The sequence below is a fragment of the Streptomyces sp. NBC_00096 genome (assembly GCF_045041305.1).
Taxonomy (GTDB): domain Bacteria; phylum Actinomycetota; class Actinomycetes; order Streptomycetales; family Streptomycetaceae; genus Streptomyces.
Genome location: NZ_CP108221.1, coordinates 2,224,380 through 2,241,015 on the forward strand (window position 1 = coordinate 2,224,380; position 16,636 = coordinate 2,241,015).

Sequence of the window (16,636 nt, forward strand, 5' to 3'; positions counted from 1 at the left end):
CACCCTATGTGGGGTCCCGCACACTCCTCGTTGGACCGATTGCACCCTCGCGTCCCCCGCCTGTCACCCCTGCGAGTGCAAAGCGAGCTCCCAGGTGTTCACGGCGTAGTGCATCGTCATGCCGTGCGCCTCGTACAGCGCGAGTGCGCCGGTTTCGTTGCCGGTGTCCACGCCGAGGCCCACCGTGGAGCGGCCGCGCGCCGCGTAGGCGGCGAAGCCGTGGCGCAGCAGGAAGCCGCCGACCCCGCGGCCGCGTGCGGCCCCGACGACGCCGAGGTGACTGAGCCAGCCCATGCTGGTGCGGTCGTCGCGGGTCAGCAGGACCCCTACGTCGCCCAGCGCGGGCAGGCTCGCGATCCAGACCAGTGACCAGTCCAGGCCGCGGCCGTCGATGTGGTCCAGCCAGGGCTCGTACGGGCGCTCCACGTGGCCGAAGTGCTCGGCGAAGCTCTCCTCGATCAGGGCGTGGGCGCGGCGGCGCTCGGCCTCGTCCCCGTCGCAGGGGCGCAGGGTGAGCCCGGCGGGCGGGGCCGGCGCCGCCCGGTCCGGCTCCAGGGCGCGGGTCATCACCTGGTAGCGGCGCACGGTCCGGTAGCCGCGGCCGGGCAGCAGGTCCGCGTCGAGGGTGGGCTCGACGTTGAGCTGGAGCCTCAGCCAGGCGCCGGGTGCGCCGGCGGCGAGTTCGCGGGCCCGGACCTCCATCCGTTCCAGCAGCCGCACGGCGGCCGCGCGGTGCCCGGGCAGTGCGTAGTGCTCGGAGTCGACGCGGCCGGGGCCCGAGTCGGCCCACACCATGGCGTAGGCGACGAGCCGGCCGCCCTCGAAGGCGAGCCAGGAGTCCCTGGCCAGATCGACGTCGGGATGGTGCAGGTCGGCCTCGACGGCGGCGAGGTCGGTCTCGGGGCGGCCGATCTCGACGAGGTCGACGGCGTTGAGGAGACAGCAGATGTCCCCGGCGTCCGAGGGCCCGGCGGGACGTACGGTCAGCTGGTCGCTCATCGGACCACTCTCGGACGGCCGCGGGCCGGACCGCAACCGGCTTTCCCCGCGCGGCGGGTGCGCGGGCGGCGCGCGCCTGCGTCCGCGCACCCCGCGCGGACGCGAAGGCGCCCGGTGCCGGAGAGTTCCGGTACCGGGCGCCTTCGGTGCGTGTCCGCGGGGGTCAGACGGCCAGAACGGCCTTCTCCTCGGCGAAGTGGCAGGCCGACTCGTGCGCGGCCAGGGTCTTGACGCCCTGGAAGCGCTCGGGGATCGCGAGCAGCGGCTCCTCCACGGAGCACTTCTCCTCGGCCTTCCAGCAGCGGGTGCGGAAACGGCAGCCCGACGGCGGGTTGGCCGGCGAGGGCACGTCACCGGTGAGGATGATCCGCTCGCGGTGCGCGCGGGCCTCGGGGTCCGGCACCGGCACCGCGGAGAGCAGCGCCTGGGTGTACGGGTGCGTCGGGTGCTCGTAGATCTGCTCGTCGGTGCCGATCTCGGCCATCTTGCCGAGGTACATGACCCCGACGCGGTCCGAGATGTGCCGGACGATGGAGAGGTCGTGCGCGATGAAGATGTAGGAGAGGTTGAACTCCTCCTGCAGCTTCTCCATCAGGTTGATGACCTGGGCCTGCACCGACACGTCGAGCGCGGAGACCGGCTCGTCGCAGATGATGATCTCCGGGTTGAGCGCGAGGCCGCGGGCGATGCCGATGCGCTGGCGCTGGCCGCCGGAGAACTGGTGCGGGTACCGGTTGATGTACTCCGGGTTGAGGCCGACGACGTCCAGGAGCTCCTGCACCTTGCGGCGCCGGTCGCCCTTGGGGGCCACCTCGGGGTGGATGTCGTAGGTCTCGCCGATGATGTCGCCGACCGTCATGCGCGGGTTCAGCGAGGTGTACGGGTCCTGGAACACCATCTGGATGTTGCGGCGTACGGCCTTCAGGGCGCGGCCGGACAGCTTGGTGATGTCCTGGCCCTTGTAGAAGACCTCGCCGGCGGTGGCGCGCTCCAGGTTCATCAGCAGCTTGGCGACGGTGGACTTGCCACAGCCGGACTCGCCGACGATGCCGAGGGTCTCGCCCTGGTACAGGTCGAAGGAGATCCCGTCGACCGCCTTGACCGCGCCGACCTGCTTCTTGAACAGGATGCCCTGGGTCAGCGGGAAGTGCTTGACCAGGTTGCGGACCTGGAGGATCGGCTCGCGCACGGGGGCGTTCTTGGTGAGCTCAGCCATGGATCTGCTCCTTCCAGAAGTGGCACGCGCTGTGACGGCCGGCCAGTTCGGTGCCGTCCTGCTCGCTGACGGGCTGGAGCACGGGGATCTCCGACCGGCAGATGTCCTGCGCGGCGACGCAGCGCGGGCTGAACGAGCAGCCCGTGGGCAGGCGCAGCAGGTTCGGCGGCAGGCCCTTGATCGCGAAGAGCTCCTGGCCCTTCTGGTCCAGGCGCGGGATCGAGTCGAGCAGGCCGCGGGTGTACGGGTGCGCCGGGCGCTTGTAGATCTCGTGGACCGGAGCGGTCTCGACGATCCGGCCGGCGTACATGACCGCGATCTTGTCCGCGACGTCGGCGACGACGCCGAGGTCGTGGGTGATCAGGATGAGGCCCATGTTGAGCTCGCGCTGGAGCTCCGCGAGGAGGTCCATGACCTGGGCCTGGACGGTGACGTCCAGGGCCGTGGTCGGCTCGTCGGCGATGATCAAGTCGGGCTCCAGCGCGATCGCCATGGCGATCATGATGCGCTGGCGCATGCCACCGGAGAAGTGGTGCGGGTAATCGTCCACGCGCTGCTTGGCGGCGGGGATCTTCACCTTCTCCATCAGCTCGATGGACTTGACGCGGGCTTCCTTCTTCGACAGGCCCTCGTGGACGCGGAACATCTCGCTCAGCTGGTAGCCGACGGTGAGCACCGGGTTCAGCGAGGACAGGGCGTCCTGGAAGATCATGGCGATCTTCCGGCCGCGCAGCTTGCGCCGCTCCTCGAAGCTCATCTTGAGCATGTCCTGGCCGCGGAAGAGGATCTCGCCCTGCGGGATCTTGCCGGGGGGCATGTCGAGGATGCCCATGATGGCCTGGGCCGTCACGGACTTGCCGGAGCCGGACTCGCCGAGCACGGCGAGGGTCTCGCCGGCGCTCACGCTGTAGTTGACGCCGTTGACTGCCTTGGCCACACCGTCGCGGGTGTGGAACTCGACGTGCAGGTCGCGCACTTCGAGGAGCGGCGTCTGCGGGTCCCCGTCACGCGGGGAGGGAACGCTGGAGGTGTTGTCCATGGTGATCACTTACGCCCTCCTCAGCGCAGCTTGGGGTCGAGGGCGTTGCGGACCGCTTCGCCGAGCATGATGAAGGCGAGGACGGTGATGCTGAGCATGATCGAGGGGTACAGCAGGATGTGCTGCGCCACTCGGATCTGCGCGGAACCACCGGCGATGTCCACACCCCATGAGATGGCGGGGGAGGCCAGGCCGAGACCCAGGTAGGACAGGGTCGCCTCGGCCGCGATGTAGCCGCCGAGGGCGATGGTGGAGACCACGATCACCGGGGCCATGGCGTTCGGCAGGATGTGCCGGATCAGGATCCGGGGGGTGCCGGCGCCGAGGGCCTTCGCGGCGTGCACGTAGTCGGCCTGCTTCACCGTGATGACGGCGCCGCGCATGACGCGGTTGATCTGCGTCCAGCCGAGGAAGGCCAGGGCGAAGACGACCGTCCACACCGTGCGCTTGCTGAAGGCCTGGAGGACGACCATCGCACCGAGCAGGAACGGGATGCCGAAGAACACGTCGGTGATGCGCGACATGATCGCGTCCGTGAGGCCGCCGAAGTAACCGGCGATCATGCCCGTGATGCCACCGACGACGGTGACGATCGCGGTCACGCAGACGGAGACGATGATCGAGGCCCTGGTGCCGTAGATGAGGCGGGCGTAGACGCTGCGCCCCTGGCCGTCCCAGCCGAGCCAGTCGGGCGAACCGACCTTGGAGAGCTCCGGCTTGCCGAGGAAGTGGTGCACCAGATCGCCCTTGGTGGGGTCGATGCTGGTGAACCAGCTCGGGAAGACGGAGATCACCAGAAGGATGAAGATCAGCACCGAGGAGACGACGAAGTACGGGTTGCGGCGCAGGTCGACCCAGGCGTCGCCCCAGAGGCTGCGTGCCTTCTCCGGCTTCGCGGCTGCCACCGGCGCACCGGGCGCCGGGGTGGTCTCGGCCGTCACGGTGTCGGTCTTGGTCATGTCAGGCATACCGGATCCTCGGGTCCATGACCGCGTAGAGGAGGTCGACGAGCAGGCTGGCTATCAGGTAGACCACGACCAGGACGGTGACGACACCGACCACGGTCAGGCCCTCACGGCGGATGATCGCGTCGAAGATGAGGTTGCCGACGCCCTTGACGTTGAACAGGCCCTCGGTGACGACGGCGCCGCCCATCAGCGCTCCGATGTCGGTACCCAGGAAGGTGACGACGGGGATCATCGAGTTGCGCATGAGGTGCACACCGATGACCCGGCGCTTGGGCAGGCCCTTGGCGACGGCGGTGCGCACGTAGTCGGCGCGCAGGTTCTCGGCCATGGAGGTGCGGGTCAGCCGTGCCACGTAGGCGAGTGACAGCGATCCCAGTACGACGGCCGGCGCGATGAGCTCGGCCCAGGTCTCCTGGGTGCTGACGTTGGGCTCGATCCAGTGGAGCTGGTAGACGAACACGGCCTTGACGATGAAGCCGAGGACGAAGACCGGCATCGAGATGATCAGCAGGGTGAGGATCAGGATGAGGTTGTCGGCCAGCTTGCCCGCCTTGAGGCCGGCGATGATCCCGAGGGCCAGGCCCAGGACGATCTCGATGGCGAAGGCGAAGATCGCCAGGCGGAACGTGACCGGGAAGGCGTCCCCGATGACATCGGTGATCGCGCGCCCGCTCCGGATCTGCGTTCCGAAATCGAAGTGGAACAGGATGCCGGAGATGTAGTTCCAGTACTGGTGCCAGAGCGGCAGGTCCAGCCCGTGCTCGTGACGGAGCGCTGCCAGTGTGGCGGGGTCAGCGCCCTTGTCCCCGAAGAGTCCGGCCACGGGGTCGCCGGGCAGGCTGTAGACCATAAAGAAGATGAGCAGGGTCGTCCCGAAGAAGACCGGGATCATCTGGAGCAGTCGTCGTGCGACATAGCGCCCCATCATGCCTCCGTAGAAGATGCGGCAGGCGCAGCCGGACGGGCCCTTTCGCCACGCACGCGCGTGACGGTTCCGTCACTGCGTCGCGAAAGGGCCCCCCGGGCGCTGCATGTAGGCCCGGATGTGGGCCGGCTCCCCGCCGGCCCACATCCGTCGAAAGGAATTACGCGGTGGGACTTACTTCTTGACCTCGACACCCTCAAGGATCGGGTCGCCGTCCTGGGCGTACTTCACGTTCTGGACCTTCTCCGAGAAGCCCGCGTTGACCTTGTAGTACCAGAGCGGGATCGACGGCATGTAGTTGACGAGGTCCTTCTCGATGGCCTGGTAGGCCTTCACGGACTCGTCGAGGGTCTTGGCCGTGTCCGCCGCGGCGATCTTCGCGTCGAGCTCGGGGCTGGAGAAGCCACCCTGGTTGCCGCCGGCGCCCGTACGGAACAGGTCGCTGATGAAGTTGGCGTTCACCGGGTAGTCGAGCACCCAGCCGGAGCGGTAGAACGACTTGACCTGCTTGGCCTTGCGGGCCTGGAGGTCGGCCTGGAAGTCAGGCTTGGCGTCGCCGGTGCACTTGACGCCCGTGGAGGTGGTGATGCTGTTGCAGACAGCCTCGACCCACTCCTTGTGACCGCCGTCCGAGTTGAACTGGATGGAGATCTCGTTGTTCGGGACGCCGCCGCCCTCGGCGATGAGCGCCTTGGCCTTCGCGGGGTCGAACTTGGCGACGTCACCCGAGCCGTCCGGCGTGTAGCCGAGGACGCCCTTGGCGACCCAGCCGGTGGCGGGGTCACGGGTGCCCTGGAGCACGGTCTTGGTGATGGTGGCGCGGTCGATCGCCATCGAGAGGCCCTGGATGACCTTCGGGTTGACCGGCTTCGGGTTCTTCCACTGGTCGGCGTAGAACGCGACGGCCAGCGTCTGGATCGCCGAGTAGGCCTGGTCGACGGCACGGTCACCGAGGTCGGCACGGTAGACCGGGAGGTCCTTCGAGGCGATCTGGCGCAGGACGTCGACGTTGCCCGACTTCAGGTCTTCGTAGGCGGTCTCGAGGGTGGAGTAGTTCTTGAGGACCACACCACCGTTCTTCGCCTTGTTCTCGCCCTTGTAGTCGTCGTAGCGCGTGAGCTCGATCTGCTTCTTGTGCTCCCACGACTTGAACTTGTAGGGGCCGTTGCCGACCGGCTTCTCACCGGCGGCGGCGGGGTCCTTGTAGAAGGACTCCGGCAGCGGGGAGAAGACCTCGTAGCCGAGCTTGTACTCGAAGTACGGCACGGCGTTGGCGAGCTCGATGGTGAAGGTGTTCTCGTCGATGACCTTCAGGCCCTCGAGCGCCTCGGCGGTGGGCTTGGCGCCCTCGGCCTCGGGGTGCAGGGCCTCGTAGCCCTTGATGTCGGCGAACCAGGACGCGTTGCCCTGCTTGTTGTTGATGTTCGCGGCCCAGTTCCACGCCTTGACGTAGGACTCGGCGGTCACCTTGGTGCCGTCGTGGAAGGTCCAGCCCGGCTTCAGCTTGACGGTCCACAGCTTGCTGTCGTCCGACTTGACCGACTCGGCGTTGACGTTGACGATCTTGCCGTCGGCGTCGTAGTCGACCAGCTGGGAGAACAGACCCGACATGACGATCGAGCCGTTGGACTCCATCGTGTCGGCCGGCTGCAGGAGCTTCTCCGGCTCACCGACCTCGACGGAGTAAATGCCGTTCGGGTCGACCTCACCCTTGCCGGCCGCCGCCTTGCCGCCGCCGCCACCGCAAGCGGTCGCAGCCAGGGCAACGACAATCGCGCCCGTTACCCACTTGGCGCTCTTGGCACCGCGCATGGGTTTCCTCCTCATGAGTCCACTGTCTGATGTGAAGGGCACGAGTTGCGTTTCGCCGACACCCCTGACGGCGATAAGGAACCAGTGCCCCGAGTGTGCTCGTGAGTCGACGCTCCCCACAGCGTGTGACCCATTGACCCGAGCTCAATGGAGCCATCCTCAGGGACGCCTTGACCGTAAACCACACTTAAGTGGTCTCGTTTTCACAACATCGCACTACGGCTAAAACCCGAAATCCGGACAAACGGATAGGAGACAGACATGAACGAAACGGACTGTTAGCACTTCTTCCGGAGTGTCACGGTCGGTATGCGGACACCGCGGACACCGGATCGAAACAATCCGCTTGACAAAAGCGAACAGCCCCTCCCCTCACGGAGACCGTGACGGGAGGGGCTGCTCGTTGAACGGGACTGCGATGAGGACCCAAGTGTGATCCGGGTCCTACGCGACTACTTGCCGGACTTGGCGCGCGACGCGGTGCGCGAGCGGTCCTTCTGGTCCAGGACGACCTTGCGGATGCGGACGGCCTCCGGGGTCACCTCGACGCACTCGTCGTCGCGGCAGAACTCCAGGGACTGCTCCAGGGAGAGCCTGCGCGGCGGCACCACGTTCTCGGTGTTGTCCGCCGAAGCCGCACGCATGTTGGTGAGCTTCTTCTCCTTGGTGATGTTCACGTCCATGTCGTCGGAGCGCGAGTTCTCGCCGACGATCATGCCCTCGTACACCTCGGTGCCGGGCTCGGTGAACAGGACACCGCGCTCCTGGAGGTTGATCATCGCGAACGGCGTGACCGAACCGGAACGGTCGGCGACCAGCGAACCGTTGTTACGGGTCACCAGCGGGCCGAACCACGGCTCGTGGCCCTCGTGGATCGAGTGGGCGATGCCCGTACCGCGCGTACCGGTCAGGAACTCCGTACGGAAGCCGATGAGGCCGCGCGACGGGACGACGAACTCCATGCGGACCCAGCCGGAGCCGTGGTTCGACATGTTGTCCATGCGGCCCTTGCGGACGCCCATGAGCTGCGTGACGGCGCCCATGTGCTCCTCGGGGACGTCGATGGTCATGCGCTCGACGGGCTCGTGGACCTTGCCGTCGACCTCCTGGGTGACGACCTGCGGCTTGCCGATGGTCAGCTCGAAGCCCTCGCGGCGCATCTGCTCGACCAGGATGGCGAGCGCGAGCTCACCACGGCCCTGGACCTCCCAGGCGTCCGGACGCTCGGTGTCGAGCACGCGGAGCGAGACGTTGCCGACCAGCTCGCGGTCCAGACGGTCCTTGACCTGGCGGGCGGTGACCTTGCGGTCCTTGACCGCGGACTTGGCGTCCGCGCCCTTGCCGCTGCCGCCGCGGCCGACCATCGGGGAGGTGTTCGTACCGATGGTCATGGAGATCGCCGGCTCGTCGACCGAGATCAGCGGGAGCGCGATCGGGTTCTCCGGGTCGGCCAGGGTCTCGCCGATCATGATGTCGGGGAAACCGGCGACCGCGCAGATGTCACCCGGGCCCGCCACCTCGGCCGGCTTGCGGGTGAGCGCCTCGGTCATCATCAGCTCGGTGATGCGGACGTTCGAGATCGTGCCGTCACGCTTGATCCACGCGACGGTCTGACCCTTGCGCAGCTCGCCCTGCTCGACGCGGACGAGCGCGATGCGGCCGAGGAAGTTGTCGGCGTCCAGGTTGGTGACGTGGGCCTGGAGGGGGGCCTCCTCGTCGTACACCGGGGCCGGCACGTGGGCCAGGATGGTGGAGAAGAACGGCTCCAGGCTGTCGCTGTCCGCGGGGACGGTGCCGTCCTCCGGCTTGGTCAGCGAGGCGACGCCGTCACGGCCACAGGCGTAGACGATCGGGAACTCGATCTGCTCCTCGTCGGCGTCCAGGTCGAGGAAGAGGTCGTACGTCTCGTTGACGACCTCGTCGATCCGGGAGTCCGGACGGTCCGTCTTGTTGATGCAGAGGATGACCGGCATCTTCGCCTGCAGGGCCTTGCGCAGGACGAAGCGGGTCTGGGGCAGGGGACCCTCGGAGGCGTCCACCAGCAGGACGACGGCGTCCACCATCGACAGACCGCGCTCGACCTCACCACCGAAGTCGGCGTGGCCGGGGGTGTCGATGATGTTGATCGTGATCGGGGCCGACCCGTCCTTCGGGTGGTACTTCACCGCCGTGTTCTTGGCGAGGATCGTGATGCCCTTCTCACGCTCCAGGTCGTTCGAGTCCATCATGCGGTCGTCGAGGTGCTGGTGGGCGGCGAAGGCACCGGCCTGCTTGAGCATGGCATCGACGATGGTCGTCTTGCCATGGTCGACGTGGGCGACGATGGCGACGTTACGGATGTCGTGGCGCGTGGGCACTTCGGCGCTTCTCCCGGGATCGTGGATGGCGGCGCGTACGGTCCGGCACGCGAGCCTCGACCGGGCGGAAAACCTGCCACGGCCTTACCCCATCGTACGTCGGTTGACGGGAACTGCCTGCCGGGGGGTCTGTCAAGGGGCCGGACGACTGAGCGGGGCCGAGTGCGGGGTGGGGGGTCTCGGCCGCCGGTACTGCCTGGAAACACGCGGGTCAACGGGTATCCACGACCTTGCCCGCCGGTCATCCGGCGGGCAAGGGACTTGAGTCACATCTGAGGTTGAGAACCCCGTCTCAACCCGGGATGCACCCCTTCGTCATCACTTCTTCTTCTCGTTCTTCTCCTTGGGCGCGGCCGGCTTCTTCCAGCCGATGTCCTGGTACCTCGGGGCTCCGAGGCCGAAGGCGCCCGCGTTCGTCAGGCCCGGCTTCACCGCCACCAGCTCGGGGCGCTGGTAGAGCGGGATGGAACCGGCCGCCGCCCAGATCCGGGCGTCCGCCTTGCGCATCAGGTCGCGGGCGGTCTCCTCGTCCAGCTCGCCGGCCGCCTGGTCGAAGAGCTGGTCGATGTGGTCGGTGCCGACCCGGGTGTAGTTCTGTTCGACGAGGAGCGAGCCGTCGGCGGCCGGCTCCGGCTTCGCGAAGATGGGCCGGGCGTCGGTGGCCGGGTAGGCGGTCGCGGGCCACGAGTACAGGGCCAGGTCGTACTGGCCCGAGGCGATGTGGTCCTTGAAGAAGCTCTCGTCGGCCACCTTGGTCAGCTCCGTCTGCACGCCGACCTTGTGGAGCATCTGTGCGATCCGCTCGCCGACCGTGCGCAGCGCCTCCGAGCCGGGACCGGCCGGCAGGATGAAGCGCAGGGTGAGGGGCTTGCCGTCCTTGGCGAGCATGTTCCCCGAGCTGCGCACGACCTGCTTGGCGGGGGCCGGGGCGGGGCTCGCCTTGGCGGGGTCCGCGGGCTCGGCGGCCGTTTCGGCGTCGAGGGCCGGGCTGCGCTTGCCGTCGTCCACGGACCCGGCCCGGGCGGCCCGGGCGGCCTGGGTGCGCAGGAGCTGCTCCTGGGCGGCCGCGAAGGGGGCCGGGGCGAGCACCGGGGAGGGGTGGGTCGCGGCGAAGGCGTCGGCGTCGACGATCTCCCCGTCGGGGTGGTCGTACGCGCCCTCCGGCAGGTCCTGGCCGAGCGGGTTCTCGGGGCCTTCGGGGCGGTGGTCGGGGTGGTCGGCCCGCAGGGCGGCCCTGGCGGCCTCCTCGGGCTTGTCGTCGCGGCCCCGGCCGTCGCCGCCGCGCCCGTCGCCGTTGCGCTCGTCTTCCTGGCCGACGATGTAGAGCCCGTCGTTGCCGGTGCCCGGGCCGGTCGGCGTCTTCGAGTCGTCGGTCCCCTTCGCGGCCTCCGAGCCCGCCTTCGCACCCCCCGGGTCGGTGATCTTGCCGCCCCGGCGCCATCCGGCGTCCGCGAGCAGGGCCTGCGAGGCCTGGGTGTCCTGGCCGCCGAGGGCGTCGCTGTTGTCGGCGTACGCCTGCTGCCCGGCCAGCGCGAGGTGGCTTCCGACCGGCTTCGCGGGCAGCCCCAGCGGCTTCAGGACGATGTCGGTGAGCGCCTGGCGGTCCAGGGCGCGGGCCACGGCGCGGCGTACGCGCTCGTCGGCGAGCGGGCCGGCGGCGCCGTTCATGGCGAGCTGGGTGTAGGCGGGCTCCAGGGACTTGCGGACGGTGAAGGAGCGCAGGGCGCCCTGCTCCTCGGCGTACCGCTTCACCGCCTCCGCGTGCTTCTGGCGGGTCTCCTGCTCGGTCTTGGCCTTGGCCTCGTCCGCGCCGAAGGCGAGCGCCCAGGACATGGTCGCCTGGGCGGCCGTCACCGAGGCGGCGGGGCCGTGGGCGCCGTCGGCCTTGGCGGCCTCGCGGTGGGCGAGGGCGATCCGGTCGGCGCCCGTACGGTCGATCTCGGCCAGATCCAGCTTGCCGGCGGCCAGCGCGGCGGGGCGTTCGGAGCGGGGCACCGCGGTCAGGACCAGGGTGTCCAGCTTGGCCGGGCTGCCCCACCAGCGCGGGTTGCGGGTCAGGGCGGCGGTGCCCGTCTTCTTGTCGATGGCGCCCAGCGAGAAGGGTCCGGCGGTGACCTTCAGGGTGCCCCGGGCGCCCTCGTTGAAGCTCTCCGGGGTGCCGGTGACCTGCTTGGGGTAAAGGGGCGAGAAGAGGGAGCGCCAGTCGGCGTACGGCCTGACGAAGGTGACCTTGACCTCCAGGTCCGTCTTGCCGCGTTCGATCTTCTCGATCCGGTCGTAGCCGGCGTTGCGCGCCGTCCAGTAGGCGGAGTCCTTGCCGTTCAGGGCCCTCCACTGGGCGACGAAGTCGGCGGCGCCGACCTCCCGGCCGTCGCTCCAGACCGCCTGCTGGTTGAGCTTGTACAGGACGACCTGCTTGGGCTCCCGCTCGACGACCTCGGCCTTCTCCAGGTAGTCGGGGTTGGCCACCGGCCGCCCCTTGCCGTCCAGCACGAACAGCTGGGGCAGGACGGCCCCGGCGATCCGATTGGTGGTGGCGTCCGCATCGGCCTGGAAGGTGTTCAGGGTTCCGGGCAGCGCGTCCACGGCCCAGCGGAGCACCCCGCCGTCGGTGATCTTGTCGCGGGTGTCGGCCGCGATGTCCTGCCCTGCGGCGACCGGGCCGCCCTCCTCGTCCCCCGCGCCGCAGCCCGCGAGCAGCGGCAGTGCGAGGACTCCCGAGGTCAGCAGTGCCAAGGACCTGCGCCTTCTCTGGGACATGGGTGGTACCTCCGGGGCGGGGCGTGGGGGGCGTGAGAAGGAAGGGGCCTTGATCACGTTCGGCGGTATATGGAGCTGATCACACTGGGTGGCGAAACCCACTGAAATCGACACCCCCTCACACCCGTCGCAGTGGACCCTCGCCACGCCGCGAACCCCACCCGTGCGGACCAATCCGACTTGCGCCCCGGCTGCCGCGGAGAGGTTTCCGGGCGGGTGTTCCCCCGTTGGAGGGATGGCAACGGGGTCAGGGAGGGGCGCACGATTCACGCCTGCGCGCCCGTAATCCCGGCACGTCCCTTCACAACCGGGGACGGGAGGCGCGACACTCTCAGGCGCACATGAGCGTTGCCACCGCACCAGCGGAAGTGAGGGCAAGTCATGTCCCTGCAAGACGATTTGACCGCCGTACGGCGCAACCTGAACGAGCTGGTCCGCTCGGTGGAACGGCTGGAGAAGGACGTCGCCCGGCAGACACCGGCCGCCTCCCGGCCGCCCGGCGAGACCGGAATGATCAGTGTCCCGGACACTCCGTACGACAGCTCGCTGTGGACGGACTCCGACGACGAGGGCCTCGGCGCCCGCGACCGCCGCGCTCCCTGACCCGCGCTCCCCGCGCACACCCCACCGGGTCCGGCCGGCCGCAGCGGCGGCCGCCGGACCTCCTGGGCCACCCCTCATCACTCCACCCGGAGTCCCCCTTGGCCACAGGCACCCAACCACCATCACAGCGGCCCGCCGGCGTCCACGACGCCTCGCGGGCCGCGATCGCAGCCCGGCACCTGCGGACCGACCGGTGGTGGCTCTCGCCCGCCGGCACCGCGGCCGGGCTGCTCGCCTTCATCCTCTACTCGACCTGGCGGGCCTTCGCCAACGCCGACTACTACGCGGCCCCGTACGTCTCGCCGTTCTACTCCCCGTGTCTCGCGGAGAACTGCCAGGAGATGCGCGGCGGCCCGAACCTCGACCTGTTCGGCAGCTGGTGGGGCCTGTCCCCCGCCCTGCTGATCCTGATCTTCCCGCTCGGCTTCCGGCTGACCTGCTACTACTACCGCAAGGCCTACTACCGGGGCTTCTGGGCCTCACCGCCCGCCTGCGCCGTCGCCGAGCCGCACTCCTCGTACAGCGGCGAGACGCGCTTCCCGCTGGTCTTCCAGAACATGCACCGGTACTTCTTCTACGCGGCGGTGCCGGTGGCGGGCATCCTCACGTACGACACGGTGCTGACCTTCCGCAACGACCGGTACGAATGGGGCCACATGGGCCTCGGGACTCTGCTGTTCGTCACCAACATCGTGCTGATCTGGGCGTACACCCTGTCCTGCCACTCCTGCCGGCACATCATGGGCGGCCGCCTGAAGCACTTCTCCAAGCACCCGGTCCGCTACCGCCTGTGGGGCTGGATCAGCCGCCTCAACTCCCGTCACATGCAGCTGGCGTGGGCCTCGCTGATCAGCGTGGCCGCCTGCGACTTCTACGTGTACCTGGTGGCCAGCGGCGCCTTCACCGACCCGAGGATCTTTTAATGGCTCAAGTGGAACGGCAGCAGTGGGACGTGGTCGTGGTCGGCGCGGGCGGCGCCGGATTGCGGGCCGCGATCGAGGCGCGGGAGCGGGGTGCCCGTACGGCCGTGATCTGCAAGTCCCTCTTCGGCAAGGCCCACACCGTGATGGCGGAGGGCGGCATCGCCGCCTCCATGGGCAACGTCAACGAGGGCGACAACTGGCAGGTGCACTTCCGCGACACGATGCGCGGCGGCAAGTTCCTCAACCAGTGGCGGATGGCCGAGCTGCACGCCAAGGAGGCCCCGGACCGGGTCTGGGAGCTGGAGACCTGGGGTGCGCTCTTCGACCGGACGCCCGACGGGCGGATATCGCAGCGCAACTTCGGCGGGCACGAGTACCCGCGCCTCGCGCACGTCGGCGACCGGACCGGTCTGGAGCTGATCCGCACCCTCCAGCAGAAGATCGTCCAGCTCCAGCAGGAGGACTTCAAGGAGCACGGGGACCACGAGGCCCGGCTCAAGGTCTTCCAGGAGTGCACCGTCACCAGGGTGCTGAAGGACGGCGAGCGGGTCTCGGGGACCTTCTGCTACGAGCGCGAGACCGGGCGGTTCTTCGTCCTGGAGGCCCCGGCGGTGGTGCTGGCCACGGGCGGGATCGGCAAGTCCTTCAAGACCACGTCCAACTCGTGGGAGTACACCGGCGACGGCCACGCGCTGGCCCTGCTCGCCGGGGCCCCGCTGCTGAACATGGAGTTCGTGCAGTTCCACCCGACCGGCATGGTCTGGCCGCCCTCGGTGAAGGGCATCCTCGTCACCGAGTCGGTGCGCGGCGACGGCGGGGTGCTGCGCAACAGCGAGGGCAAGCGGTTCATGTTCGACTACGTCCCGGACGTCTTCAAGGAGAAGTACGCGGAGTCCGAGGAGGAGGGCGACCGCTGGTACGAGGACCCGGACCACAACCGGCGCCCGCCCGAGCTGCTCCCCCGCGACGAGGTGGCCCGCGCCATCAACTCCGAGGTCAAGGCGGGGCGCGGCTCCCCGCACGGCGGGGTCTTCCTCGACGTGTCCACCCGGATGCCGGCCGAGAGGATCAAGCGGCGGCTCCCGTCGATGTACCACCAGTTCAAGGAGCTGGCGGACGTGGACATCACCGCCGAGCCGATGGAGGTGGGCCCGACCTGCCACTACGTGATGGGCGGCATCGCGGTGGAGTCCGACACCGCCGCCACCCTCGGGGTGCCGGGGCTGTTCGCCGCCGGCGAGGTCGCGGGCGGGATGCACGGCTCGAACCGGCTCGGCGGGAACTCCCTCTCCGACCTGCTGGTCTTCGGCCGCCGGGCCGGACTGCACGCCGCGCGGTACGCGGCCGGGGAGGCGGGCCGGCTGCCGGTCGTGGACCAGGACCGGGTGGACGAGGCAGCGGCGGAGGCGCTGGCGCCGTTCCATGCCGCCGAGGGCGCGGAGAACCCGTACACCCTCCACCAGGAGCTCCAGACGACCATGAACGACCTCGTCGGCATCATCCGCCGCGAGGGCGAGATGGCCGAGGCGCTCGGGAAGCTCGCGGCCCTGCGCGTACGGGCCTCGCGCGCCGGGGTCGAGGGCCACCGGCAGTTCAACCCGGGCTGGCACCTGGCCCTGGACCTGCGCAACATGCTGCTGGTCAGCGAGTGCGTGGCCCGTGCGGCCCTGGAGCGCACCGAGAGCCGGGGCGGGCACACCCGCGAGGACTGCCCGGCGATGGAACGGTCCTGGCGCCCGGTGAACCTGCTGTGCCGGCCCGTCGACCCGGCCCCCGGGGACCCGGCGGCGGACCGGATCGAGCTGACCCGGGTGCGCACCGATCCCATCCGACCCGACCTGCTCGCACTCTTCGAGAAGGAAGAGCTGGTCAAGTACCTCGCCGAAGAGGAGCTCTACGGGTGACTACCTACGATGCCGCGTTCCGGATCTGGCGGGGCGACGCGGAGGGCGGCGAGCTGCGCGACTTCACCGTGGAGGTGAACGACGGGGAGGTGGTCCTGGACATCGTCCACCGCCTCCAGGCCACCCAGGCCTCGGACCTCGCGGTGAGGTGGAACTGCAAGGCGGGCAAGTGCGGTTCGTGCAGTGCGGAGGTCAACGGACGGCCGCGGCTGATGTGCATGACGCGGATGTCGACCTTCTCCCGCGAGGAGACGATCACCGTGACCCCGCTGCGGGCCTTCCCCGTGGTCCGCGACCTGGTGACGGACGTGTCCTTCAACTACCGGAAGGCGCGCGAGATTCCGGCCTTCGTGCCGCCCGCCGGGGTCGCGCCGGGCGAGTACCGGATGCAGCAGGTGGACGTGGAGCGTTCGCAGGAGTTCAGGAAGTGCATCGAGTGCTTCCTGTGCCAGGACACCTGCCACGTGGTGCGCGACCACGAGGAGAACAAGACCGCCTTCGCGGGCCCCCGATTCCTGATGCGGGTGGCGGAGCTGGACATGCACCCGCTGGACGCGGCGCAGGAGGCGGGCCTGGACCGCAAGCGCACGGCCCAGGAGGAGCACGGGCTCGGCTACTGCAACATCACCAAGTGCTGCACGGAGGTCTGCCCCGAAGGGATCAAGATCACAGACAACGCCCTGATCCCGCTGAAGGAACGGGCCGTGGACCGCAAGTACGACCCCCTGGTGTGGCTGGGGAACAAGATCGGACGCCGTTCCGGCCGGTAGCCGCCCCCATCCGTTCACTTCGCAGTGCAGAATGCCCCCTGTATCAACGTCGTTGACGTGATGTCAGGGGGCTTTCGCGGTGCGGGTGGGGGATCAGCTGGCGGGCCGGTACCGCCTCGACCAGCGGCTCGGCCAGGGCGGCATGGGTGAGGTGTGGCGGGCGCACGACACGGCGCTCGAGCGGGCCGTGGCGGTGAAGGTGCTGCTGGAGGCGGCCACGAACGACGAGGTGGTCGCCCACGGGCGGCTCCTCATCGTGGTGACTCCTCCTCCGGACGAGTCCGGGGGCTTCTCGCCATGCCGTGTTGGCGGCGCGACGGACCAGCCCGGCCCGTAGGACGTTGAGTGCTCCGACTGTGT

13 protein-coding genes are annotated in these 16,636 nt (G+C 69.1%); 5 read left to right on the plus strand and 8 right to left on the minus strand.

Features of this window, described 5'->3' with window-relative positions:
• Nucleotides 1-63: 63 nt before the first annotated feature.
• The 8 genes from OG904_RS09450 to OG904_RS09485 all read right to left on the minus strand — a co-directional run bounded on the left by OG904_RS09450 (nt 64) and on the right by OG904_RS09485 (nt 12,076).
• Complete coding sequence (locus tag OG904_RS09450; RefSeq protein WP_405489275.1) at nt 64-999, minus strand: GNAT family N-acetyltransferase; 936 nt, start codon at nt 997-999, stop codon at nt 64-66.
• A 163-nt stretch (nt 1,000-1,162) separates the two neighbouring features.
• The gene (locus OG904_RS09455; RefSeq protein ID WP_405489277.1) at nt 1,163-2,215 is read right to left on the minus strand and encodes an ABC transporter ATP-binding protein; all 1,053 of its coding nucleotides are present in this window, start codon (nt 2,213-2,215) and stop codon (nt 1,163-1,165) included.
• Complete coding sequence (locus tag OG904_RS09460) at nt 2,208-3,254, minus strand: ABC transporter ATP-binding protein (protein WP_405497896.1); 1,047 nt, start codon at nt 3,252-3,254, stop codon at nt 2,208-2,210. The genes OG904_RS09455 and OG904_RS09460 overlap by 8 nt, the downstream gene beginning before the upstream one ends.
• 20 nt (nt 3,255-3,274) lie before the next feature.
• Nucleotides 3,275-4,222 carry an ABC transporter permease gene (locus tag OG904_RS09465; RefSeq protein WP_405489279.1) on the minus strand — a complete coding sequence of 316 codons (948 nt, stop codon included), beginning with the start codon at nt 4,220-4,222 and terminating at the stop codon, nt 3,275-3,277.
• Nucleotides 4,215-5,147 carry an ABC transporter permease gene (locus OG904_RS09470; protein WP_405489281.1) on the minus strand — a complete coding sequence of 311 codons (933 nt, stop codon included), beginning with the start codon at nt 5,145-5,147 and terminating at the stop codon, nt 4,215-4,217. The genes OG904_RS09465 and OG904_RS09470 overlap by 8 nt, the downstream gene beginning before the upstream one ends.
• 174 nt (nt 5,148-5,321) lie before the next feature.
• Complete coding sequence (locus tag OG904_RS09475; protein WP_405489283.1) at nt 5,322-6,959, minus strand: ABC transporter substrate-binding protein; 1,638 nt, start codon at nt 6,957-6,959, stop codon at nt 5,322-5,324.
• Between the two features lie 452 nt (nt 6,960-7,411).
• Nucleotides 7,412-9,316 carry a translational GTPase TypA gene (typA, locus tag OG904_RS09480; protein WP_405489285.1) on the minus strand — a complete coding sequence of 635 codons (1,905 nt, stop codon included), beginning with the start codon at nt 9,314-9,316 and terminating at the stop codon, nt 7,412-7,414.
• Nucleotides 9,317-9,634: 318 nt separating this feature from the next.
• Entirely contained in the window at nt 9,635-12,076 is a 2,442-nt protein-coding gene (locus OG904_RS09485) for an ABC transporter family substrate-binding protein (protein ID WP_405489287.1), read from the minus strand.
• Between the two features lie 381 nt (nt 12,077-12,457).
• Here OG904_RS09485 and OG904_RS09490 point away from each other — a divergent pair, with 381 nt between their 5' ends.
• The 5 genes from OG904_RS09490 (at nt 12,458) to OG904_RS09510 (ending at nt 16,613) form a co-directional block, all read left to right on the plus strand.
• The gene (locus OG904_RS09490) at nt 12,458-12,679 is read left to right on the plus strand and encodes a hypothetical protein (RefSeq protein ID WP_405489288.1); all 222 of its coding nucleotides are present in this window, start codon (nt 12,458-12,460) and stop codon (nt 12,677-12,679) included.
• 98 nt (nt 12,680-12,777) lie between these two features.
• Nucleotides 12,778-13,602: a hypothetical protein gene (locus OG904_RS09495; protein WP_405489290.1), complete on the plus strand. Its 825-nt coding sequence runs from the start codon at nt 12,778-12,780 to the stop codon at nt 13,600-13,602.
• Nucleotides 13,602-15,506 (plus strand): fumarate reductase/succinate dehydrogenase flavoprotein subunit, encoded by a 1,905-nt coding sequence (locus tag OG904_RS09500; protein ID WP_405489291.1) that lies wholly within the window; start codon nt 13,602-13,604, stop codon nt 15,504-15,506. Before OG904_RS09495 ends, OG904_RS09500 begins: the two co-directional genes overlap by 1 nt.
• The gene (locus OG904_RS09505) at nt 15,503-16,276 is read left to right on the plus strand and encodes a succinate dehydrogenase/fumarate reductase iron-sulfur subunit (protein ID WP_405489293.1); all 774 of its coding nucleotides are present in this window, start codon (nt 15,503-15,505) and stop codon (nt 16,274-16,276) included. Before OG904_RS09500 ends, OG904_RS09505 begins: the two co-directional genes overlap by 4 nt.
• An 85-nt stretch (nt 16,277-16,361) precedes the next feature.
• Nucleotides 16,362-16,613, plus strand: coding sequence for a hypothetical protein (locus tag OG904_RS09510; RefSeq protein ID WP_405489295.1), 252 nt, complete (start codon nt 16,362-16,364; stop codon nt 16,611-16,613).
• Nucleotides 16,614-16,636: the final 23 nt, after the last annotated feature.

Coding starts and splice junctions, on each gene's coding strand:
- OG904_RS09450 (WP_405489275.1), bottom strand. CDS start 999: ATGAGCGACCAGCTGACCGTACGTCCCGCCGGGCCCTCGGACGCCGGG.
- OG904_RS09490 (WP_405489288.1), top strand. CDS start 12,458: ATGTCCCTGCAAGACGATTTGACCGCCGTACGGCGCAACCTGAACGAG.
- OG904_RS09500 (WP_405489291.1), top strand. CDS start 13,602: ATGGCTCAAGTGGAACGGCAGCAGTGGGACGTGGTCGTGGTCGGCGCG.
- OG904_RS09465 (WP_405489279.1), bottom strand. CDS start 4,222: ATGCCTGACATGACCAAGACCGACACCGTGACGGCCGAGACCACCCCG.
- OG904_RS09475 (WP_405489283.1), bottom strand. CDS start 6,959: ATGCGCGGTGCCAAGAGCGCCAAGTGGGTAACGGGCGCGATTGTCGTT.
- OG904_RS09460 (WP_405497896.1), bottom strand. CDS start 3,254: ATGGACAACACCTCCAGCGTTCCCTCCCCGCGTGACGGGGACCCGCAG.
- OG904_RS09455 (WP_405489277.1), bottom strand. CDS start 2,215: ATGGCTGAGCTCACCAAGAACGCCCCCGTGCGCGAGCCGATCCTCCAG.
- OG904_RS09485 (WP_405489287.1), bottom strand. CDS start 12,076: ATGTCCCAGAGAAGGCGCAGGTCCTTGGCACTGCTGACCTCGGGAGTC.
- OG904_RS09470 (WP_405489281.1), bottom strand. CDS start 5,147: ATGGGGCGCTATGTCGCACGACGACTGCTCCAGATGATCCCGGTCTTC.